We start from the raw sequence: 20,977 nt of genomic DNA, 5'->3' as shown, positions 1-20,977 counted from the left end.
AGACGTCCAGACGTCGAAGGGGTGGTGAGCCCTCACCCTCGCACGGTCACCTGCGAGCATCCCGGTCGCTGTCCAGCGCTGAAAATTGTCTAGAGGTAGTAAAGCGAAAGTAAAGACGCGGTAAAGAGACGGGAGTACCGTCGTCGCATCGGCGCACCGCGGCCGCTGGGGAGATGGGAGCGACGAGGGCGACGAGGGAGGGCACAGCTCGGCGAGGTCACGAACCCACCACGCTGTGCTCCGCCCTCGCCGCTCCCATCAGCAGGCCGAGGCCCGCACCTGAGCGGGACCGCCCGAAAGGGGGCCTGCGTCGAGCAGGCCGCCGCCGTAGCGTGGAGAGCGGCCCGCCGTGGGTGCTCCTGGCCGACCCGCGGTGGGTCCCCCGTCGTCAGGGGCGGTGGTGGCGGAAGCCGTGGTCGACGCCCCACAGCACCGCCTGGCTGCGCGAGCTGACGCCCATCGTGCGGTACGCGGCGCGGATGTAGGACTTCACCGAGTTCATGCTGAGGTAGCAGGCGTGAGCGATCTGCTGGTTGCTCAGACCGGCGACGACGAGGCGGACGACGTCGGCCTGCCGCCGGGTCAGGCCCTCGGCCCGGCCCGGCCACCCGTCCTCCTCGGCGACCGCGTCGTCGGGCCTCATGACGACGTTCTCGCCGGCGTCGACGCGCTCGAGGGCGTCGACGAGCCGGCCGGCGCTCGCCGACTTCGACAGCACCCCGGACAGGTGACGCTCCTGGGCGAGCAGCACGCTCCGGCTCGAGACGTCCCACGTGAAGAGCGCCGTGCGGCGCACGAGGGAGTCGGCGACGGTGGAGCGGTCCTCGTCGGCTGCGCCGGGCGCGAAGGCGTCCCACAGGGCGATGTCGACGGGCTGCGCGACGACGAGCCGGTGGTCGGGCTCGACGAGCTCGACGCGCAGCGGGTAGTCGGCGAGCATGGCCGCGACCCCCCGGGCCACCACCTCGCAGTCGTCGAGGAGGGCGACCCTGATCGGGGCTTCTACGTCTGTAGGGGCCATCTGTCGACGGTAGTCCCCACGAGGGGTGTCGGCGAGGGGGCTGCTGCAGCCGGTCTGGGCGCCGTCCCCGGTTCGTGATGCCTTGCGTGGATCACTCCATGCTCAGTTGGGCTTGGACGTGCATCGACCGACGCTCCTAGTGTCATCCCTCGTCACGCGGAACCCCTTAGGAGCAACGATGCCCACGAAGACCCCCGCCCTCGCCGCCCTCGCCGGCGCGAGCGTCCTCGCCCTCACCGCCTGCGGCGGTGTCCAGACCTCGACGGGTGGAGGCGGCGGCGACGACGCGTCCTACCCCTCCGGCACCGTCGAGATGTACGTCGGCGCCTCGGCCGGCGGGTCCTCGGACCTCATCAGCCGCGCGGTCTCGAAGGGGCTGTCCGACTCGCTCGGCGGCACCTTCGCCGTCATCAACCGCGAGGGCGCCAACGGCGCGCTCGCCGCGGCCGAGATCAAGGACGCCAAGAACGACGGCTCCGTCATCGGCATCCAGAACGCCTCGCTCTTCGCGATCACCCCGCTCGCCGTGAAGGAGTCCGAGGTGACGAGCATCGACGACGTCGAGGTCGTCGGCGGCGTCAGCCGCGACGACTACGTCCTCGTGACGAGCCCGAAGAGCGGTCTGAAGGACCTCGACGACATCAAGGGCGCGTCGAAGACGCTCACCTACGCGACGACCGGTGTCGGCACCGGCGCGCAGCTCTCCTGCGCCCTCACCTTCGAGACGGCGGGCGCGACCTCCAAGCCCGTCCCCTTCGACGGCGGCGCCCCCGCGCTCACCGCGGTCCTCGGCGGCCAGGTCGACACGGCCTGCCTGCAGATCGGCGAGGCGGTCGAGAACATCGAGTCCGGCAAGCTCACGCCGGTCACGGTCTTCGCCCCCGAGCGGATCGAGTACCTCAAGGACGTGCCCACCGCCAAGGAGCAGGGTCTCGACGTCGAGGTCTTCCAGTACCGCTTCATGACCGTGCCCAAGGGCACCCCCCAGGACGTCAAGGACACCATCGCGAAGGGGATGAAGGACACCTTCGCCACCGACGCGTACAAGAAGTTCAACGAGCAGAACAGCCTCACGCCGATGGAGGTCTCCGGCGAGGAGGTCACCACCCAGCTCGAGACCGACAAGAAGCGCTACGCGGAGCTCGTCGAGAAGTACGACCTCGACCTGGCCAAGCAGTGACCTGACGCCTCACGGCACCCGCACCACCCCGCACCATCACGCACAGCACCCGCACCACCTCGCAGGACCGAAGGAGAAGAGCATGAGCGACGAGCGCGCACCGGGCAGCCCCCGGACGGCACCGGAGGGCGACGTCCTCGCCGAGCTCGAGGCCGAGGTCGCCGAGGAGCTGGCCGAGGAGCGTCCGCCCGCGGGCGGACCCGGCTACCAGATCGCCGGCGCGCTCGTCGCGCTCATCATCGGCATCGCCGGTGCGGTGCTCGCCTCGGGCTACGGGCTGGGGTCGCCCCGCGACCCCGGCCCGGGCCTGTGGCCCTTCATCATCTCGGTCGGCATCGCCGCGCTCGGTGTCCTGCTGCTCCTCTTCGGGCGCGGTCTGACCGACACCGAGGTCTTCAGCCGCTCCAGCCTGCTGCCGCTCGTCGGCCTGGCCACCTTCTTCGGCGTGGCGGTCCTGCTGCCGGTCGTCGGCTTCGAGATCCCCTCGCTGCTCTTGTGCCTCGTGTGGCTGCGCTGGCTCGGCGGCGAGAGCTGGCGGACCTCGATCGCCGTCTCCGTGGGGACCGTCGCGGTCTTCTACGTCCTCTTCCTCTACGGCCTGCGCATCCCGCTGCCGCACCTCATCGCCCTCTGACCTGGAGTCGTCATGGATGTCAGCGCCTTCCTCGAGGGCTTCAGCGTCGTCGCCGAGCCCCGCAACCTCCTCTACTGCCTCATCGGCGTGCTCATCGGCATGCTCATCGGCGTCCTGCCCGGCCTCGGCCCGGCGGCCACCATCGCGATCCTCCTGCCGATCGTCTACGGCACCGACCCGGTCTCGGCGATCATCATGCTCGCCGGCATCTTCTACGGCGCCCAGTACGGCGGCACGATCACCTCGGTCCTGCTCCGTCTGCCGGGGGAGGCGTCATCGGTCGTCACCGTCTTCGACGGCTTCGCCCTGGCCAAGCAGGGCAAGGCGGGCACCGCGCTCGGCATCGCGGCGATCGGCTCCTTCATCGGCGCCACCGTCTCGATCATCGGCCTGAGCCTGCTCGCCCCGGTCATCGCCGGCTACGCCCTCGACTTCGGCCCGCCGGAGATGGCGGCCCTCGCCCTGCTCGGCGTGCTCCTCGTCTCGACCATCGGCAGCGGCCACATGCTCAAGGCGCTCATCGCGGCCGGCATCGGCATGCTCCTCGCGACCGTCGGCCGCGACAGCTTCAGCGGCGCCGAGCGCTTCACCTTCGGCAGCCTCCAGCTCTCCGACGGCATCGACTTCGTCGTCGTCGCCATGGGCCTCTTCGGCGTCGGCGAGATCCTCTACAACCTCGAGGAGCGCCACGGCAAGGTCCACGCCCCGGCGAAGGTGGGCAACGTCTGGCCCTCGCGGGCCGACCTCAAGGAGTCCTCGGGCGCCATCGCCCGCGGGTCGGGCATCGGCTTCCTCCTCGGCGTCCTGCCCGGTGGTGGCGCGGTGATGTCCTCGCTCGCCGCCTACGCGACGGAGAAGCGGATCAGCAAGACGCCCGAGCGCTTCGGCCGCGGCGCCATCCAGGGCGTCGCCGCCCCCGAGACGGCCAACAACGCCGCGGCGACCTCGTCCTTCATCCCGCTGCTCACCCTCGGCATCCCGGCCAACGCCTCGATGGCCATCCTCTTCGGCGCCCTGCTCATCCTCGGCGTCACGCCCGGCCCGCAGCTCGTCGACGAGCGCCCCGACCTCTTCTGGGGCGTCATCAACTCGATGTACGTCGGCAACCTCATCCTGCTGCTCCTCAGCATCCCGCTCGTCGGCATCTTCGTGCGGATCCTGCGGGTGCGCCCGGCGATCCTCGCCCCGATCACCGTGCTCATCACGGTCCTCGGCGTCTACACGATCAACAACAGCGTCTTCGACATCTACGTGATGATCATCTTCGGCGTCGTCGGCTACCTCATGAAGAAGCTCGGCTTCGAGCCCGGGCCGCTCGTCCTCGCCTTCGTCCTCGGCGGTCTCGTCGAGGCGAACATCCGCCGCTCGCTCATCATCTTCGAGGGCGACCCGACCGGCTTCGTCACGCGCCCGATCTCCGGCACGATCCTGCTCGTCCTCGTGCTCGTCGCCGCCTGGCCGATCGTCAGCGGCATCCGCAAGCGCCGCCGCGCCGCGGCGGTCGCCGACCAGCCGGACCGCGAGGACCTGCGGGTCTGACCCCGTGCCCATCTGACCCCGTGCCCATCCCGCACCGCACCCCCGCACGAACCCCAAGGAGAGACCCGTGAGCATCCTCGTCGGTTACGTCCCCACCCCCGAGGGCGAGGCCGCGCTGGCCCGCGGCCTCGAGATGGCGGCGGCCCTCCAGCAGGACGTCGTCGTCGTCAACAGCCCACGCCGCGGCAGCACCGTCGACGCCGAGATGGTCGACGACGAGGCCCGCGAGCGGATCCTCGGCGCCGCCCGCGCGGCGGGCGTCGAGGCCACCGTCGAGCAGCCGCTGCACGGCTCCGACATCGTCGACACCTTCGAGGGGCTCGTCGCGAGCACCGGCGCGAGCATGGTCGTCATCGGTCTGCGTCGCCGCAGCCCCGTCGGCAAGCTCGTCCTCGGCAGCGACGCCCAGCGCCTGCTCCTCGGTCTCGACGTCCCCGTCCTCGCCGTGAAGCCGACCGCATGAGCAGCGCCAAGATCTCCCGCGTCGTCGTCACCCCGCTCGCCTTCGCCGACCCGCCCCTGCTCAACGTCGTCGGCGTCCACCAGCCGTGGGCGCTGCGTGCGGTCGTCGAGGTGCACACCGACGACGGGGTGCTCGGGCTCGGCGAGACCTACGGCGACGAGACCCACCTCGCCCGGCTCGAGGCGGTCGCCGCCCGGATGCCCGGCACCGACCCCTACGACCTCAACGGACTGCGCCGGCTCGTCGCCGAGGTGCTCGCGACGGGCGACGGCGGCGCGGGCGCGAGCTTCGGCGGGATGCTTGACGTCGACTCCGCGTCGGACACCGTCTTCTCCCCCTTCGAGGTCGCCTGCCTCGACATCCAGGGCCACCGCGCCGGGGTGCCCGTGAGCGACCTGCTCGGCGGCGCCGTGCGCGACGAGGTGCCCTTCTCCGGCTACCTCTTCTACAAGTGGGCCGGTCACCCCGGCGCGCCCGACGACGAGTGGGGCGAGGCGCTCACCCCCGACCAGGTCGTCGCCCAGGCCCGCCGGCTCGTCGACGGCTGGGGCTTCGGCTCGCTCAAGCTCAAGGGCGGCGTCTTCCCGCCCGATCAGGAGTGCGCGGCGATCGAGGCGCTGCGCGAGGCCTTCCCCGACATGCCGCTGCGGCTCGACCCCAACGGCGCGTGGACCGTCCCCACCTCGATCGAGGTCGCCCGCCGGCTCGACGGGGTCCTCGAGTACCTCGAGGACCCGACGCCCGGGATCGAGGGGATGGCCGCCGTCGCGGCGCAGAGCCCGCTGCCCCTCGCGACGAACATGTGCGTCATCGCCATGGAGCACCTGCCGCCGGCGATCGCGCAGGACGCGGTCCAGGTCGTCCTGTCCGACCACCACCTGTGGGGCGGTGTGCGCCGCTCTGCCCTGCTCGGCGGCATCGCCGACACGTGGGGTCTCGGCCTGTCGATGCACTCCAACAGCCACCTCGGGGTCAGCCTGGCCGCGATGGTCCACCTCGCCGCCGCGACGCCGAACCTCACGTACGCGTGCGACACCCACTACCCGTGGAAGACGCAGGACGTCGTCGAGCCCGGCGTGCTCGACTTCGTGGACGGGTCGGTGAAGGTCCCGACGACCCCCGGCCTCGGCGTGACGCTCGACCGCGACGCGCTCGGCCTGCTCCACGAGCAGTACCTCGAGTGCGGGGTGCGGCGTCGCGAGGACACCGTCTACATGCGCTCGATCGAGCCGGGCTTCAGCCCCCGGACGGCGAGCTGGTAGACCCCACCCGACGCCGGCTGCTGCCGAGGTGCACGCGCATCGCGGCCCGGGCGGTGTCGGCGTCACCCGCGAGCACGGCGTCAGCGATGGCGTCGTGCTCGCGCTGCACCCGCTCGACGTGCGTCGCGTCGGTCATCGAGTACGGCTCGCCGAGCTGGGTGCGCGGCAGCATGATCATCATCGGCCCGAGCGACTCGACGAGCTCGAGGTAGAAGCGGTTGCCGGTCGCGGCCGCGACCGCCCGGTGGAAGTCGAAGTCGGCACTCACCGCCCCTTCGTGCCCCTGCCGCCCGAAGTCCTCCGTCGCCGCGCGGATGGCCCGCTCGTCGGCGGGGGTGCGGTGGTGCGCCGCGAGCGCGGCGGCCTCGCTCTCGACGCCGATGCGGAAGTCGAGCATCGCCAGGACGTCGTCGTGGGTGCGGATCCGGGTCGACTCGGCGGCGAAGGGGGAGGGCTCGGGCAGCGCGAGGACGAAGGACCCGCGCCCGTGGAAGGTCTCGACGAGACCCTCGCTGCGCAGCCGTGTCACCGCCTCGCGCACGACGGTGCGCGAGACGCCGTACTGCTCGACGAGCTGGGGCTCCGAGGGCAGCTTCGCCCCGGGCGGCAGGTCTCCGCGCAGGATCGCCTCCTTGAGCCCGGTGACCACGGCATGCGCGAGGGTCGTCGTCATGCGGGCATCATGCCCGCACGACGACGACCCGTCGCTCTCACGCCATCGCTCACGCGGCGCCGATGGTGACGGTGTCCTTCGTCAGCTGACGCATCCGCTCGCTGAGGGTGAAGCCCAGGCCCGGGCGGTCCGGCACCCACATCTGGCCGTCGCGGATCTCGATGCGCTCCTCGAAGAGCGGGTTGAGCCACTCGAAGTGCTCGACCCACGGCTCGGTCGGGTAGGCCGCGGCGAGGTGGAGGTGGATCTCCATCGCGTAGTGCGGCGCGAGGGCGAGCCCGGCGTGCGAGGCGAGGGTCGCGAAGCGCAGGAAGGGCGTGATGCCGCCGATCCGCGGGGCGTCGGGCTGGACGATGCCGCGGTAGCCGGCGTCGATCAGCGCCATGTGCTCGGGCACGGAGGTGAGCATCTCGCCGGTCGCGATCGGGGTGTCGAAGGTGCGCGAGAGGTCGGCGTGGCCGACGGCGTCCCACGCGTCGAGCGGCTCCTCGATCCACACGAGGTCGAAGGCCTCGAGCTCGCGGCACATGCGGCGGGCGCGGTCGCGGTCCCACTGCTGGTTGGCGTCGACCATGAAGGGGGTGTCGCCGAGGTGCTCGCGCAGGGCGGCGACGCGACGCAGGTCCTCGCGCCAGTCGGGCTGGCCGACCTTGATCTTGATGCCGCCGATGCCGGCCTCGAGCGAGGCGCTCGCCTTCTCCTTGATCTCCTCGACGGAGGCCTGGAGGAAGCCGCCGGAGGTGTTGTAGACGCGGCACGAGTCGCGGTACGCGCCGAGGAGCTTGGCCAGGGGCAGGTCGGCGCGCCGGGCCTTGAGGTCCCACAGCGCGACGTCGAGGGCGGCGACGGCCTGGGTCGCGACGCCGGAGCGGCCGACGGAGGCCCCGGCCCACATGAGGGACTGGTAGATGCGGTCGATGTCGGCCGGGTCCTGCCCGATGGCGACCTCGGCGACCTCGCGGAGGTGGGCGTACTGCGCCGGACCGCCGGCGCGCTTGGAGTAGCTGAAGCCCATGCCGCGGTGGCCCTGCTCGGTCGTCACCTCGACGAAGAGCAGGACGGTCTCGGTGAGCGGCTTCTGCCGGCCGGTGAGGACCTTCGCGTCGCTCACGGGCGTCTCGAGCGGGAGCACGACGTGCGACAGGGTCAGGGAGCGGATCGCGTCGGCCATGGGGGTCCTCCGGGTGGTTGTGTGGGGCGGGGCGGACGGCGGGTCATGAGACGACCCGCCAACTCATGCGATGAGTATGGAGGTTGTATGATGAGTTGTCCAGACCGTCGAAGGGAGGTCCACCCGTGATCGTGGGATTCGCGACGATCCTCTTCGTCATCGCCGTGGGCGCCGGGCTGGCGCACGTCGGGGTCGTCGACGACCGGATGATCGTCACGCTCGGCGAGGTCGCGTTCTTCGCGGCGATGCCGGCGCTGCTCGTCGTCACCGTCTCGCGGATTGACCTCGTCGGGGCGGGGGTCAACGTCGTCGCGTCGGCGAGCGCCCTCGCCGTCAACCTCGTGCTCTACGCGCTCGTCGCACGGCTGGTCTGGCGCCGGCCGGCGGGCGAGGTCGTCATCGGCTCGCTCGTCTCCGGCTACGTCAACGCCGGCAACCTCGGCATCGCCATCGCCGCCTTCGTCGTCGGCGACGTCGGCGTCGTCGTGCCCACCCTGCTCCTCCAGCTGCTCGTCGTGCAGCCGGTCGCCCTCGTCGTGCTCGACCGGCTCCGCGGCGGGGCCGCGGGCGCCGCCGCCGCGCTGCGCCGGGTCGCGACGAACCCGCTGACCGTCGCCGCCGTCATCGGCTCGGTCATCGCGATCGCCGGCTGGCCGCTGCCCGAGGTCGTCGAGGCCCCGCTGTCGCTGCTCGGCGGCGCGGCGATCCCGCTCATGCTCCTCAGCTACGGCGCCGCGCTGCGGCTCTCGCCCCCGGTCGGCCGCTCCGGTCACACGGCCGAGGTCGCCCTCGCCTCCGGTCTCAAGCTCGCCGTCATGCCCGTCGTCGCGTGGGCGGTCGCCTCCGCGCTGGGTCTCGAGGGCCCGGCGCTGCTCGGCGTCGTCCTCACCGCCGCGCTGCCGAGCGCGCAGAACATCTTCCTGCACGCGACGCGCTACCGCGTCGGGCAGGACGTTGCCCGCGAGACCATCCTCGTGACCACCGTCGCGGCCCTGCCGGTCGCGCTCGTCGTCGCCGCGGTCCTCGGATGACGCACCCCCGCCCCCGCACCTGACGAGAGGTCGACCATGTCCGCTGCCCTCACCCCGCGCCCGCCCCGACGCGTGCCCCGATGGGCCGACGTCGAGCCCTTCCTCCACATGCGCCGGCCCGCGGCCGACGCGGTGTCGCGGCGTCTCGCCCGAGCGGTGAGCATCGACGACGTCGAGGCGATGGCCCGGCGGCGGGTGCCGGGCGCGGTGTGGGACTACGTGCACTCCGGCTCCGACGCGGAGATCGCGATGGCGCGCAACAGGGAGGCCTTCGAGCGCGTCGAGCTGCGGCCCACGGTCTTCGGCGCGGTCGCGACCCCCGACCTCACGACGACGATGCTCGGGCGGCCCGCGGCCTCCCCCTTCGTCCTCGCGCCGACCGGGTACACCCGGCTGAGCCACCACACGGGGGAGTGCGCGGTCGCCGCGGCGGCCGCCGACGCGGGGGTGCCCTACACGCTGTCGACGTACGCGACGACCTCGATCCCCGATCTGGCGGCCGCGGCGCCCGGCGGGCGCAACTGGTACCAGCTCTACCTCATGCGCGACCGCGGGGTGAGCCTGGAGCACCTCGAGCAGGCGCGCGAGCACGGGTACGAGGCCGTCATGCTCACCGTCGACACGGTCGTCACGGGGATGAAGCGCAAGGACAAGCGCAACGGCTTCGCCATCCCGCCCGAGCTGACCCCGCGCACGCTCGCCGGGCTGGCCCGTCACCCGGGGTGGGTCGGCGGCATCCTCACGAGCGAGCCGCTGCGCTTCGCGACCTTCCCCGAGGGGTCCGAGCACGCGCGGTGGGGGGTGTCGAACGCGCTGCGAGAGCAGGCGATCCGCCCCGAGGACATCGCCTGGGTCAAGGAGCGCTCGGGCCTGCCGGTGGTCGTCAAGGGCGTGCTCACGACGCAGGACGCGCGCGTCGCCGTCGACGCGGGGGCCGACGCGGTCGTGCTCTCCAACCACGGCGGGCGTCAGCTCGACCGCGCGCCCGTGCCGCTCGAGCTGCTGCCGGAGGTCGTCGACGCGCTCGGCGACCGCACCGAGGTCTACGTCGACTCCGGGGTGCGCTCCGGCGGTGACGCCGCGGCGGCGCTGGCGATGGGCGCCCGCGGCGTGCTCGTCGGCCGGCCGTACCTCTACGGCCTTATGCTCGGCGGCCGACGCGGGGTCGACGCGGTGCTCGAGATCCTGCGCTCCGAGCTCGAGCGCACGATGTGCCTGCTCGGGGTGCCCGACGTGGGCTCGCTCGGCCCGCAGCACGTCCGGCTCCGGGGGGACTCGTGAGCGCGGGGCTCGTCGCGGCGCTGCGCGAGGTGCTGGGCGACCGGGGGCTGCTCGCCGACGGCGACGACCTCGAGCCCTACCTGCGCGACTGGACCGGCACGGTCGTCGGCTCGGCGCTCGCGGTCGCGCGGCCGGCGAGCACCGCCGAGGTGGCCGAGGTCGTGCGGCTGTGCACGGCCGAGGGCGTCGCCGTCGTGCCCCAGGGCGGGCACACCGGGCTCAACGGCGGGGCGACACCGCGGCACGACGGCCCGTCGGTCGTCCTCTCGCTCACCCGGATGCGCCGCATCCGCGACGTCGACCCCGTCTCGGACACGGTGACCGTCGAGGCCGGCGTCGTCCTCGCCGAGCTGCAGGAGGCGGCGAAGGGGGTCGGTCGGCTCTTCCCCGTCTCGCTCGGCTCGGAGGGCTCGGCGACCGTCGGCGGCATCGTCTCGACCAACGCCGGCGGCACCGCGGTGCTGCGCTACGGCATGACCCGTGAGCTCGTCCTCGGCCTCGAGGTCGTCCTGCCCGACGGGCGGGTGTGGGAGGGGCTGCGTGCGCTGCGCAAGGACAACACCGGCTACGACCTCACCCAGCTCTTCGTCGGGGCCGAGGGCACGCTCGGGGTCGTCACGGCGGCCGTGCTGCGTCTGCTGCCGGCCACCCCACGGCGGGCGACGGCACTTGTCGCGCTGCCCGACGTCGGGTCGGCCGTCGCCCTGCTCGGTCGGCTGCGCGAGCACGCCGCGGAGAGCCTCACGACGTGGGAGCTCGTCGGGCGCCAGGCCCTCGACCTCGTCCTCGCCCACGTGCCCGGCGCGCGGGACCCCTTCGCCCAGGTGCACCCCTGGTACGGGCTCGTCGAGCTCGCGGGGGTCGACCAGGGCGCGCTCGACGCGCAGCTCGAGGGCGCGCTCGGCGCGGCCGTCGAGGAGGGTCTCGTCGCGGACGCAGTCGTCGCGACAGGGTCCGCGCAGCGCGCCGCGCTGTGGGTCCTGCGCGACGGGGTGTCCGAGGCCCAGCGGGTCGAGGGGCCGTCGGTCAAGCACGACGTCACCCTCCCGATCGCCGGTCTCGCCGATGCCGTGGCCGCGCTCGCGCCGAGGCTCGACGCGGTCCTGCCCGGGGTCCGTCTCGTCACCTACGGGCACGTCGGCGACGGCAACCTCCACTACAACCTCACCGCGCCCGTCGGGCAGGAGGACGCGCTGCGCGCCGCCGCGCCCGAGCTGACGGCGGCGGTCTACGACGAGGTGACCGCGCGCGGCGGGTCGATCAGCGCCGAGCACGGTCTGGGGCGCACGAAGGTCGGCGCGCACCAGCAGCGCACGTCCGAGGTCGAGCTCGACCTCATGCGCGCGGTGAAGTCCGCCCTCGACCCCGCCGGCCTGATGAACCCCGGCGCCGTCCTCCCGGGGTAGGGGCCCGACCCCCGAGGCGCCGCGCCGGAGGGAATGGCCAAGCCGGGGGCGTCGTTGCTATGGTTGAAACGTCAATCAAAGGGAGCGCATCATGCAGTTCGGCATCTTCTCCGTCGGCGACGTCACGACCGACCCCACGACCGGCACCGCCCCGAGCGAGGCCGAGCGCATCGACGCGATGCTCCAGATCGCGCTCAAGGCGGAGGAGGTCGGTCTCGACGTCTTCGCGACCGGCGAGCACCACAACCCTCCCTTCGTGCCCTCCTCGCCGACGACGATGCTCGGCTGGATCGCCGCGAGGACCGAGCGCCTCAAGCTCTCGACCGCGACGACCCTCATCACGACGAACGACCCGGTGAAGATCGCCGAGGACTACGCGATGCTGCAGCACCTCAGCGGGGGCCGCGTCGACCTCATGATGGGGCGCGGCAACACCGGTCCGGTGTACCCGTGGTTCGGCAAGGACATCCGCGACGGCATCCCGCTCGCGATCGAGAACTACCACCTCCTGCGTCTGCTGTGGCGCGAGCGCGACGTCAGCTGGCAGGGCCGCTACCGCACGCCGTTGCAGGGCTACACCTCGACGCCCTTCCCGCTCGACGAGGTCGCCCCCTTCGTCTGGCACGGGTCGATCCGCTCGACCGAGATCGCCGAGCAGGCCGCCTTCTACGGCGACGGCTTCTTCCACAACAACATCTTCTGGGACCTCGGGCACACCGCGCAGATGGTCGACCTCTACCGCCGGCGCTTCGAGCACTACGGGCACGGCGCCGCCGACCAGGCGGTCGTCGGGCTCGGCGGGCAGGCCTTCATGGCTGCCACGGAGGCCGAGGCCAAGCGCGTCTTCCGGCCCTACTTCGACAACGCCCCCGTCTACGGGCACGGCCCGAGCCTCGAGGACTTCACCCGGCAGACCCCGCTCACCGTCGGCACCCCGGAGATGGTCATCGAGCGCACCCTCGGCTTCGCCGACCACGTGGGCGACTACCAGCGCCAGCTCTTCCTCATGGACCACGCGGGGCTGCCGCTGCCGATGGTCCTCGAGCAGGTCGAGATGCTCGGCACCGAGGTCGTGCCGACGCTGCGCGCCGAGTTCGAGCGCCGTCGTCCCGCGCACGTGCCGAGCGACCCGCCGACCCACGCCTCGCTCGTCGCGGCCGGACCCGACAGCCCGCACCGCCAGGTGATCAGCAGCCCCGTCGCCCGGGCCGAGCAGGAGCGTGCGCGCGAGCAGGCGCAGGCCGAGGCGGTCGCCCGATGAGCCGCCGCGTCGTCGTCCTCACCGCCGGTCTCTCCCAGCCCTCGAGCACCCGGCTGCTCGCCGACCAGGTCGCCGACGCCGTGCGAGCGGCCGTCGGCGGGCGGGGCGAGAGCGTCGAGGTCGAGACGATCGAGCTGCGCGAGCTGGCCGTCGAGATGGCGCAGACGATGGTGTCGGGCAACCGCCCGACGCCCGGTGTCGTCGCCGCACAGGCGCAGGTCGCCGCGGCCGACGGGCTCGTCGCGGTGACCCCGGTCTTCGCCGCGAGCTACTCCGGGCTCTTCAAGACCTTCGTCGACCTGCTCGACCCCAAGGCCCTCGACGGGATGCCGGTCCTGCTCGCCGCGACCGCGGGCACCCCACGGCACTCGCTCGTCCTCGAGCACGCGATGCGCCCGCTCTTCGCCTACCTGCGCGCGGTCGTCGTGCCGACCGGCGTCTTCGCCGCGACCGACGACTTCGGCGGGGGCGAGGGCGGGTCGGACCTGCAGCGACGCATCCAGCGCGCCGCCGGCGAGCTCGCGGCCCTCGTCGTCGCCGAGCCGACGGCGGTCGAGGGCTTCGCGCCGACGACGCGCGACGTCCGTCCGCAGGCCTTCGGTCTCACCCCCTCGGCGAGCTTCGCCGACCTGCTCCGCGGGCACGACGGCTCCGCCTGACCGGTCGTCGTCGCGGCGACCGGGGGGTCAGCCCTGGAGCTGGCTCAGCCGCACCGTGCGCACGGCGTTGTCGACGTTGAGGTCGACGAGGCAGATCGACTGCCACGTCCCGAGCGCGAGCCGCCCGTCGAGCACGGGCACGCTCGCGTACGGCGGGATGATCGCCGGCATGACGTGCGAGCGACCGTGCCCACGGCTGCCGTGCGCGTGCTGCCACCTCTCGTCGGCGGGCAGCAGGTCGCGCAGCGCGGCGAGCAGGTCGTCGTCGCTGCCGGCGCCGGTCTCGATGATCGCGATGCCGGCCGTCGCGTGCGGGACGAAGACGTGGAGTAGCCCGTCGCCCTCGACGAAGCGCTCGCAGTCAGACGTGATGTCGAGGACGACCTCGTCGCCGCCGGTGCGGTACTCGCGGGTCTGCGATCTCATCGCGGGTCTCAGCGCCGCCGGTCGAGCAGGCCGGCCAGACCGCGCTGCTGCTCGCCGAGGTAGGCGTCGAGCACGAGGAGCGCGCCGGTCGCCGCGGGCGTCGCCCACTGGAGCCAGGCGAGCTGCCGCTCGGCGGTGCGCGCCTGCTCCTCCCGACCGCTCGGGGTGGTGGCGATCTCCCCCTTCGCGTCGGTGTCGCTGCCGCGCAGCTGGCCGAGCCGCTCGCCGAAGACGTAGGCGCCCGCGGTGCTCGCCAGCGCGGCCCCGGTGAGGACGGTCTTGACGACGACGGCCTCGCGGGTGGGGCGGTGGCGCATCGTGCGGTTCTTGTTGTCGGCGAGGATGCCCAGACCGCTCAGCAGGTGCAGCCCGATCGCCGCGCCCTGCACGGGACCCCAGCGCTCCCACCCCTCGCCGGACATGTCGACCTGCTCGCGGGTGCTGCCGGCGCGACGCGCGGCGGGGTTGAGCCCGACCGCGCCGAAGAGCGAGCCGCCGAACCACGCGGCGTTGGTGACGAGATGGGTCGCGCGGATCGTGGTGCTCAGGGTGCTCATCGCCCGACCGTACCGAGCACGACCGGTGCGAAGGGGGCGCAGCCGGGTGGTCGGATCAGGCGGGGTCGTCGTCCGCGCGCAGGGTCCGCAGAGCCTGCTCGTAGCGCTCGCGGCGCTCGTCGTCGTCCTGCTCCCACCACGGGGTGCCGCGCTCGCCGAGCCCGTGCTTCGCGGCGCTCACCCGAGCACGGTACGGCGCGGGGTCGGTGCCCTCGCGACCGGCCCGCCCGACGGCGGAGCGGGCGCGCCCGAGGTGCGAGCGCAGCTCCTCGGCGACCTCGCTCGGCAGGTGGGGGTCCTCGCGGCGCCAGCGGCGGCCGTCGACGACGAAGAAGTGCTCGTCGGGCTCGCTCATCGCGCGGCTCGTGAGGTGCGTACGCGGATCGGCCCGCGGGCGGTGCGCGCGTCGACGACCTCGCCGCCCTGGGTCGCCTCGACCTCACCGGCGTCGGCGAGCCGGGCGACGACGTCGCGGGCCGGCTGCATGAGGTCGCGCCAGTCGTCGCCGCCGACCTGCCGGGCGGCCTCGCTCGGGCAGATCGTCGCCTCCGCGGAGCGCGCCGCGAGGAGCTCGCGGATCGCCGCCTCGAGCTGCTCCGGCGTGGCCTGGCTCATCTGCCCAGCCTAGGCACGCACGCCGTCGCGCGCGTGGTCCGTGAGCTCGTCGTCGACGCTCGCCTCGCGCACGGCCCGCAGACCGGCCCACACGAAGGGGACGGCGGTGGCGGCGAGGACCCACAGCACGACGGTCCAGCCGCCGGTCGCGTCGTGGAGGACCCCGACGAGCAGCGGACCCGCGCCGGCGAGCAGGTAGCCGACCGGCTGGACGAAGCCGGAGACCCGGGCCGTGACGAGCGGCGAGCGCGTGCGCGCCGTGATGAGGGCGATGACGAGCGGGAAGGCGAAGCCGGACAGCCCGAGCGCGACCGCCCACACCCACGGCGTGGTCGCCGGGGCGCCGATGAGGCCGCCGTAGCCGAGGACGAGGAGCAGCCCGAGCCCGACGATCATCGGGCGCAGCCCGCGGCCGCGGGCGATGACGCCGGGCATCGTCAGCCCGCCGATGATCGTCACCGCGGCGAGCAGGGCCTGCATCGAGCCAGCAGTCGCGGCGCTGAGACCGGCGTCGCGGTAGATCTGGGGCAGCCAGCCCATCTGGATGTAGGCGTGCATCGACTGCAGCCCGAAGAGCACGGTCATCGCCAGGGCGGTGGGGGAGCGCACGACGTGCGCGCTCGGCGGGGCGTCGACGTCCGTGCCGACGACGACGCGTCGGCGCTCGGTGCGCGAGAGCCACCACCACAGGGGGACCGCGACAGCGGCGCCGATGCCCCACACCCCGAGCCCGGTGCGCCAGCCGCCGGCGGCCGCGGCGGGGGCCGCGAGGAGCGAGCCGACCGCCCCGCCGACGATGAGACCGGTGCCGTAGAGGGTCATGAGGCGGACCTCGTGGCCACGATGCGACTTCACCCACGCGGGGACGAGGACGTTGCCGACGGCCATGCCGAGCAGGGCGATCGCCGAGAGCACGAGGAAGGCGGCGGGTGCGTCGACGAGCGGCCGCAGGAGGAGCCCGACGGCGGCGAGCAGGAGGCCGATCGCGATGCCCCCGGCTGCGCCGACCCGGCGGCCCAGCCCGACGGCGAGCGCGCCGCCGACGCCGAAGCACAGACCCGGCAGCCCGGTGAGGGCCCCGGCCGCACCCCCGCTCATGCCCAGGCCGTCGCGGATCTCGTCGAGCACCGGGCCGACGGTCGACGCGCCAGGGCGCAGGTTGAGCGCGACGAGCGCGGTCGCGACGAGCAGCACCAGGCTCGTCCCGGCCGGCCCCGGCCTGCCTCTCGTCATCACCAGCCGACCTTACGTCCGTGCACGCACGACCACCGGACGGGCTCACCCTTCGTCCCCGGCCTACGAAACCCTGCTGGCAGCCTTTCGACGTGCGAGGACCCTGTCGAGAGGCACCTGGCACATCAAAACCCAGCCAGCAGGGTTTTGTAAGAGGAGGGAGGAGGGGCGAGGGGGCGAAGGGGGACCCAGCAGCACCTCGTCGGGCGAGGGAGGGGGATGCTGGGGGTGTGGCACGGCACTCCCTCGACCTGACCCTCGACCCGGTGGGCGATGCCGTCGTGCGCAGGTGCTGGGAGCGGCTGCACGCCGCGGGCCTGGCCTCGCCGCACGGCCACGCGAGCACGAGCAACCGCCCGCACGTCACCCTCGCGGCCGCGGCCGAGATGAACGCGGACCTCGCCGCGCAGGCAGGCGCTGCGGTCGATCCGCTGCTGCCGGTGCCCGTCGAGCTCGGGGAGCCGGCGACCTTCACCGGCCGCGCGCTCGTGCTCCACCTGCCCGTCGTCGTGCCCGAGGAGCTGCGCACCGTCGTCGACGGGGTGCGCCGCGCAGCCCAGGACCCGCGGGTCGACGAGCCGTGGGCGCCGCACGTCACCCTCGTCGCGAGACTGGCGCTCGAGGACCTGCCCCGCGCCCTCGCCGTCGTCGAGGAGGAGCCGCCCGGGGCGGTCGTCCTCGCCGGGCTCACGTGGTGGGACCCGCAGGCCCGCACCGTCACCCGGCTCGTCGGCCCGGACGCCGGCCGCGTCGAGCACCACCCCTGAGCGCCGGGAGCTCAGCCGCCCGCCGGGCCCCCACCAGGGGCGTCGCCCATGCCACCACCCATGCCGCCGCCCGTCGGCTCGGTCGCCGTGTCGACGCCGACGGTCAGGGTGACCTCGTACCCCTTCGTCACGTCGCCGGTGACGTCCGCGAGCTGGCTCGTCCCGCCGTCGTCGCCGAAGACGTTGTCCGAGGTCAGGCTCAGCCGGCCGAGGTTGCCCACCGAGTCCTCGTACCCCGAGGTCGCGTAGACGGCGTCGCACGCGTCCTTGGGCAGGGCCACCTGCGAGGTCGCGATCGCGTTGCCCGCGTCGGTGATGCTCGCCTCGTCGGGGTAGACCTCGAAGTGGATGTGCGGCCACCGCCCCGAGTAGCACGCGGGGAAGATGCTCGTGAAGCTCACGCGCCCGCTGTCGTCGGCCACCTGCACCCCGCGCAGGTAGTTCTCGTCCTCGGCGCCCTCGGTGTACATCGAGTAGCGGCCCTCGCGGTCGCAGTGCCAGACGTAGACGGCCACCCCGGCGAAGGGGGTGCCGCCCCCGGCGAGGTCCTTCAGGGAGAGGGTGAGGGTCATCGGGACCCCCTCGGCCGTCGTCGTCGAGGAGCCGAAGCTCGAGCGGATGTCCTGGCGCACGACGCCGGACTCGGCGAGGACGTCGGGGCCGTTGCTCCCGTCACCGGGGTAGGGGCCCGCGGTCTCGTCGGGGATCTCGGCGAGATCGCCCGAGCTCGCGCTCGACGCGCTGCCGCCCGAGGTCGTGCTGCTGCTCGTCGTCGCGCTCGTGGTGCTCGGGCTGCGGCTGTCGGTGCCGGCCGCGCAGGCCGTCAGCCCGAGCACCCCGCTCGCGCCGAGGAAGGTCAGCACCCGGCGGCGCCCCAGCAGCGTGCCGATGTCGAACTGCAGCCCCTGGTCGACGAGCTCCTCGTCCTGCCTGGGCAGCTCGCGGCCCTCGTACGTGCGCCTGTCGCTCATGTCGTCCTCCGTCGTCGCGTGCGGGCCCTGGACCGGGCTGCGCTGTCGGATGACAGTCCAGGCCGCGGCCCTGTGCGCCTGCTGTGGGGCGAGTGTGGGGGCCTGCTGAGTGAGGCCAGGCGTCCTTGCAGAGCAGGACGGGTGGGAGTAGATCAGGGTCATGAGCGATGCCCAGCCCAGGACCCCTGAGTCCCTGCCCCCGATCCCCGCCGACGAGCAGGCCGGCGCCCTGTCGGCGAAGCTCAACTGGCTGCGGGCGGGCGTCCTCGGCGCGAACGACGGCATCATCTCCACGGCCGGTCTCGTCATGGGTGTCGCCGGGGCGACGACCGACACGAGCGCGCTCCTCGTCGCCGGCACCGCGGGCCTCGTCGCGGGGGCGCTGTCGATGGCCGGGGGCGAGTACGTGTCGGTGAGCAGCCAGCGCGACACCGAGATCGCCGAGCTGCGGCACGAGGCGCAGGAGATCGCCGAGGACCCCGAGGGCGAGCTGCGTCAGCTCGCCGGGATCTACGAGCGCAAGGGGATCCCCGCCGACGTCGCCCACGAGGTGGCCGTCGCGCTCACCGAGCGCGACGCGCTCGCCGCTCACGCCGAGTCCGAGCTCGGCATCAGCCCCGACGTGCGGGCCGACCCGTGGCAGGCGGCCGGGGCGTCGGCGGCCGCCTTCAGCCTCGGCGCCCTCGTGCCGCTGCTCGTCATGGTGCTCTCGCCGGTGGCGCACCGGGTGCTGCTCACGCTCGGCGCGGTCGTCCTCGCCCTCGTCCTCACCGGCCTGACCAGCGCGACGCTCGGCGGCAGCGGGCGTGCCCGCCCGATCGCCCGCAACGTCGTCGTCGGTCTGCTCGGGATGGGTCTGACCTATCTCGTCGGCACCGTCGTCGGCGGCTGAGGCGGCGGGCTCGGCCACGGGGCCCGCCCCTGCTGCAGCACCTGCGCGATCTCGCTGATCGCGCGCCCGCTGCGTGCCCAGTCGCCGGCCTCGGTGTCCCACACGGGGGTCCAGCCCTCGCGCACCTCGACGCGCCACTGCCGCCCGAGCAGCACGCGCCCGAGGACGACGAAGGGGACGAGGAGCAGCAGGAGGAGCAGCTCGACCGCGACGAGCAGCGCGGTGATCAGCACGGGGATGAAGAGCACGAGCAGGACCAGACCGATGATCATGCTGATGGGGTCGTCACCGAGGCCGGTGCTCGACGGGACCTCGGGACCCATGACGCGGGTCCGACGGCGCCACGGCACCCACCGCCGGGAGACCCGCCACGTGCGTCCCTGAGGGTCGACGACCTTCACCCGCGGCCCGACCCGCCCCGGCCCACCTTCGCCCGCAGCCGTGACGGCAGCCCGGCCGCCGCGGCCACCCCGAGGGCCGAGCGTGGCTCGTAGCCCACGCGCCACAGCCCGCCGTGGGCGGCGCCGTCGGAGAAGAGCTCCTCGGGGTGGGCCCGCACCACCTGCGGCGCCATGAGGTCGTGGACGAGGAGCGCTGCCATGAGCGGCCGGACGGTCTCGGGCTCGAAGACCTCGATCCCGAAGCGGTGCGCGCCCGCGTACGCCGCGCCGAGCACGGGGTTCTTCACCACCGAGCGGGTCCACGTCGCGGGCGCGACGTTGAAGGACACCCGGTGCCCGCCCGCCTCGGCCGCGACCCCGCGCCAGCGCTGCAGCCTCTTCGCGACGGCGTAGTTCGGGCCCTGCTGGGGCACGAGGACGTCGGCGATGCCCGGCTGCCCGTCGGGGGCGCCCGCGTACGCCGGGGCGAAGAGCGCGCCGCGGGCGAGCGCCCGGGCCGGGGCCTGCACCCCGCGCAGCGCGAGACCACGGGCGTCCCACCGGCGGCGCGCGTCGGCGACGACCTCGGGCGGGACGACGAAGGTGTCGGTCGGTGTCGCGAGCCAGGCGAGCGCGGTCTGCGGCTCCTGCTCGAGCAGCGCGGTCATGAGCAGGTCGCTCGCCGCGCTTACCCGCACGTGCACCCCGCTGTCGGCGTAGGCGTGCATCCCGACGACGAAGGGGTCGTCGCCGCGCGCCCGACGGACCCAGTCGAGCACCTCGAGGGGCTGGTGCACGACGTCGGCACCCGCGTCGCCGTGCTCGTCGACGGGGAAGCGCAGGGTGCCGGCCAGACCCGCCGCGAGACCGCGCTTGTAGCGCCAGGCCCTCGAGCGCGGCAGGTCGATCGCGTGCACCTCGACCCCCCACGACAGCAGCGGCTCGAGCGGGCCCATCTCGGCACCTGCGCCGACGAGGAGCACCCGCCGACCCGGCAGCGTGAGCCACTCGGGGTGCGCGACGACCTCGCGCACGGCGTCGCCGACGCTCGGCTCGACGACCCCCTCCTCGACCCAGCGCTCCACCTGCGCGAGGAGCGCGGTGCCGCTCAGGTCACGTCCGCGCAGCGGCACCCGCAGCTCGCGGACCGCCTCGCCGGTGCCGGTGACCGACTCGGTGGCGAAGGGGGTCAGGCTCACCCCTTCGTGCCCGGACCCGTCGGTCGAGGTGCCGAGGTCGACCTCCTCGAGCGGGGTCTCGCACCCGTCCTCGCCGACGAGGACGAGACGGCGGCGCATCGAGGCCAGGCCGTCGCGCGCGATCTGACGGGCCGCGAGCGGCGAGGCGGCCGAGGCCGCGGTGATGTCGTGGACGTGCGCGAGATACCCCTTGCGCCAGTCCGGCGTCGCCTCGATGCGCCGGGCGAGCGCGGCGTCGACCCCGGCGACGGAGTCGGCGAGGATCCCCCGGGTCGTCGCCGTCGTCGGCCGCTCGTCGCCGACCGCGGGGAAGTGGATGCCGGCACTCGTGCTCGCGCTCATGGGCGTCATCCTCA

23 protein-coding genes are annotated in these 20,977 nt (G+C 73.5%); 12 read left to right on the top strand and 11 right to left on the bottom strand.

The genetic code is table 11. The features are described from left to right. Nucleotides 1-388: 388 nt before the first annotated feature. Nucleotides 389-1,021 carry a helix-turn-helix transcriptional regulator gene (locus ABIB53_RS13305; protein ID WP_354588506.1) on the bottom strand — a complete coding sequence of 211 codons (633 nt, stop codon included), beginning with the start codon at nucleotides 1,019-1,021 and terminating at the stop codon, nucleotides 389-391. Between the two features lie 178 nt (nucleotides 1,022-1,199). Here ABIB53_RS13305 and ABIB53_RS13300 point away from each other — a divergent pair, with 178 nt between their 5' ends. The 5 genes from ABIB53_RS13300 to ABIB53_RS13280 all read left to right on the top strand — a co-directional run bounded on the left by ABIB53_RS13300 (nucleotide 1,200) and on the right by ABIB53_RS13280 (nucleotide 6,099). Continuing rightward, nucleotides 1,200-2,201: a Bug family tripartite tricarboxylate transporter substrate binding protein gene (locus tag ABIB53_RS13300; protein WP_354588505.1), complete on the top strand. Its 1,002-nt coding sequence runs from the start codon at nucleotides 1,200-1,202 to the stop codon at nucleotides 2,199-2,201. A gap of 82 nt (nucleotides 2,202-2,283) precedes the next feature. Beyond that, nucleotides 2,284-2,835: a tripartite tricarboxylate transporter TctB family protein gene (locus ABIB53_RS13295; RefSeq protein WP_354588504.1), complete on the top strand. Its 552-nt coding sequence runs from the start codon at nucleotides 2,284-2,286 to the stop codon at nucleotides 2,833-2,835. 12 nt (nucleotides 2,836-2,847) lie between these two features. Beyond that, nucleotides 2,848-4,374: a tripartite tricarboxylate transporter permease gene (locus ABIB53_RS13290; protein WP_354588503.1), complete on the top strand. Its 1,527-nt coding sequence runs from the start codon at nucleotides 2,848-2,850 to the stop codon at nucleotides 4,372-4,374. Nucleotides 4,375-4,441: 67 nt separating this feature from the next. Further along, on the top strand, nucleotides 4,442-4,837 hold the full coding sequence (locus tag ABIB53_RS13285) for a universal stress protein (RefSeq protein ID WP_068271335.1): 396 nt from the start codon (nucleotides 4,442-4,444) through the stop codon (nucleotides 4,835-4,837). After that, entirely contained in the window at nucleotides 4,834-6,099 is a 1,266-nt protein-coding gene (locus tag ABIB53_RS13280; protein WP_354588502.1) for a glucarate dehydratase family protein, read from the top strand. The genes ABIB53_RS13285 and ABIB53_RS13280 overlap by 4 nt, the downstream gene beginning before the upstream one ends. Here the strand turns inward: ABIB53_RS13280 and ABIB53_RS13275 are convergent. Both ABIB53_RS13275 and ABIB53_RS13270 read right to left on the bottom strand, forming a co-directional pair. After that, the gene (locus ABIB53_RS13275; protein WP_354588501.1) at nucleotides 6,074-6,772 is read right to left on the bottom strand and encodes a FadR/GntR family transcriptional regulator; all 699 of its coding nucleotides are present in this window, start codon (nucleotides 6,770-6,772) and stop codon (nucleotides 6,074-6,076) included. The two genes, ABIB53_RS13280 and ABIB53_RS13275, sit on opposite strands and share 26 nt — an antisense overlap. Before the next feature lie 49 nt (nucleotides 6,773-6,821). After that, complete coding sequence (locus ABIB53_RS13270; protein WP_229300126.1) at nucleotides 6,822-7,943, bottom strand: L-talarate/galactarate dehydratase; 1,122 nt, start codon at nucleotides 7,941-7,943, stop codon at nucleotides 6,822-6,824. Between the two features lie 125 nt (nucleotides 7,944-8,068). On the opposite strand from ABIB53_RS13270, the gene ABIB53_RS13265 reads away from it, so the two are divergent. The 5 genes from ABIB53_RS13265 (at nucleotide 8,069) to ABIB53_RS13245 (ending at nucleotide 13,581) form a co-directional block, all read left to right on the top strand. Next, complete coding sequence (locus ABIB53_RS13265) at nucleotides 8,069-8,974, top strand: AEC family transporter (protein ID WP_224766939.1); 906 nt, start codon at nucleotides 8,069-8,071, stop codon at nucleotides 8,972-8,974. Nucleotides 8,975-9,010: 36 nt separating this feature from the next. After that, a complete protein-coding gene (locus ABIB53_RS13260) occupies nucleotides 9,011-10,255 on the top strand; it encodes an alpha-hydroxy acid oxidase (protein ID WP_354588500.1) in 1,245 nt (414 codons plus the stop codon). Then, the gene (locus ABIB53_RS13255; RefSeq protein WP_354588499.1) at nucleotides 10,252-11,661 is read left to right on the top strand and encodes an FAD-binding oxidoreductase; all 1,410 of its coding nucleotides are present in this window, start codon (nucleotides 10,252-10,254) and stop codon (nucleotides 11,659-11,661) included. The genes ABIB53_RS13260 and ABIB53_RS13255 overlap by 4 nt, the downstream gene beginning before the upstream one ends. Nucleotides 11,662-11,752: 91 nt before the next feature. Further along, on the top strand, nucleotides 11,753-12,922 hold the full coding sequence (locus tag ABIB53_RS13250) for an LLM class flavin-dependent oxidoreductase (RefSeq protein ID WP_354588498.1): 1,170 nt from the start codon (nucleotides 11,753-11,755) through the stop codon (nucleotides 12,920-12,922). Then, complete coding sequence (locus ABIB53_RS13245) at nucleotides 12,919-13,581, top strand: FMN reductase (RefSeq protein ID WP_123092667.1); 663 nt, start codon at nucleotides 12,919-12,921, stop codon at nucleotides 13,579-13,581. Before ABIB53_RS13250 ends, ABIB53_RS13245 begins: the two co-directional genes overlap by 4 nt. A gap of 27 nt (nucleotides 13,582-13,608) precedes the next feature. On the opposite strand, the gene ABIB53_RS13240 is transcribed toward ABIB53_RS13245, so the two are convergent. Genes ABIB53_RS13240 through ABIB53_RS13220 form a run of 5 tightly spaced genes read right to left on the bottom strand, consistent with a single transcriptional unit; the run spans nucleotide 13,609 to nucleotide 16,412 of the window. Then, a complete protein-coding gene (locus ABIB53_RS13240; RefSeq protein WP_123092666.1) occupies nucleotides 13,609-14,007 on the bottom strand; it encodes a secondary thiamine-phosphate synthase enzyme YjbQ in 399 nt (132 codons plus the stop codon). Nucleotides 14,008-14,015: 8 nt separating this feature from the next. After that, nucleotides 14,016-14,564 carry a hypothetical protein gene (locus ABIB53_RS13235; protein ID WP_354588497.1) on the bottom strand — a complete coding sequence of 183 codons (549 nt, stop codon included), beginning with the start codon at nucleotides 14,562-14,564 and terminating at the stop codon, nucleotides 14,016-14,018. Between the two features lie 55 nt (nucleotides 14,565-14,619). Beyond that, the gene (locus ABIB53_RS13230) at nucleotides 14,620-14,919 is read right to left on the bottom strand and encodes a hypothetical protein (RefSeq protein WP_354588496.1); all 300 of its coding nucleotides are present in this window, start codon (nucleotides 14,917-14,919) and stop codon (nucleotides 14,620-14,622) included. Beyond that, nucleotides 14,916-15,179 carry a DUF3253 domain-containing protein gene (locus tag ABIB53_RS13225; RefSeq protein ID WP_354588495.1) on the bottom strand — a complete coding sequence of 88 codons (264 nt, stop codon included), beginning with the start codon at nucleotides 15,177-15,179 and terminating at the stop codon, nucleotides 14,916-14,918. Before ABIB53_RS13225 ends, ABIB53_RS13230 begins: the two co-directional genes overlap by 4 nt. Before the next feature lie 9 nt (nucleotides 15,180-15,188). Next, nucleotides 15,189-16,412: an MFS transporter gene (locus ABIB53_RS13220; RefSeq protein WP_354588494.1), complete on the bottom strand. Its 1,224-nt coding sequence runs from the start codon at nucleotides 16,410-16,412 to the stop codon at nucleotides 15,189-15,191. Nucleotides 16,413-16,642: 230 nt separating this feature from the next. Between ABIB53_RS13220 and ABIB53_RS13215 the strand changes: the two genes are divergently transcribed. Next, nucleotides 16,643-17,179, top strand: a complete 537-nt coding sequence (locus tag ABIB53_RS13215) for a 2'-5' RNA ligase family protein (RefSeq protein WP_354588493.1) — start codon at nucleotides 16,643-16,645, stop codon at nucleotides 17,177-17,179. Between the two features lie 11 nt (nucleotides 17,180-17,190). On the opposite strand, the gene ABIB53_RS13210 is transcribed toward ABIB53_RS13215, so the two are convergent. Next, complete coding sequence (locus ABIB53_RS13210) at nucleotides 17,191-18,150, bottom strand: intradiol ring-cleavage dioxygenase (protein WP_354588492.1); 960 nt, start codon at nucleotides 18,148-18,150, stop codon at nucleotides 17,191-17,193. A gap of 160 nt (nucleotides 18,151-18,310) precedes the next feature. Between ABIB53_RS13210 and ABIB53_RS13205 the strand changes: the two genes are divergently transcribed. Continuing rightward, on the top strand, nucleotides 18,311-19,042 hold the full coding sequence (locus tag ABIB53_RS13205; protein ID WP_354588491.1) for a VIT1/CCC1 transporter family protein: 732 nt from the start codon (nucleotides 18,311-18,313) through the stop codon (nucleotides 19,040-19,042). Here ABIB53_RS13205 and ABIB53_RS13200 read toward each other — a convergent pair. Together ABIB53_RS13200 and ABIB53_RS13195 are read right to left on the bottom strand one after the other, a co-directional pair. Next, entirely contained in the window at nucleotides 19,012-19,365 is a 354-nt protein-coding gene (locus ABIB53_RS13200) for a hypothetical protein (protein WP_148041597.1), read from the bottom strand. The two genes, ABIB53_RS13205 and ABIB53_RS13200, sit on opposite strands and share 31 nt — an antisense overlap. Before the next feature lie 74 nt (nucleotides 19,366-19,439). Continuing rightward, nucleotides 19,440-20,963, bottom strand: a complete 1,524-nt coding sequence (locus ABIB53_RS13195) for a hypothetical protein (protein ID WP_354588490.1) — start codon at nucleotides 20,961-20,963, stop codon at nucleotides 19,440-19,442. Nucleotides 20,964-20,977 lie beyond the last annotated feature (14 nt).

This window comes from Janibacter sp. UYMM211, assembly GCF_040547045.1.
GTDB lineage: Bacteria > Actinomycetota > Actinomycetes > Actinomycetales > Dermatophilaceae > Marihabitans > Marihabitans melonis.
The sequence above is the reverse complement of the archived record's forward strand: the minus strand, read 5'-3'. Positions and strand labels throughout refer to the sequence as shown.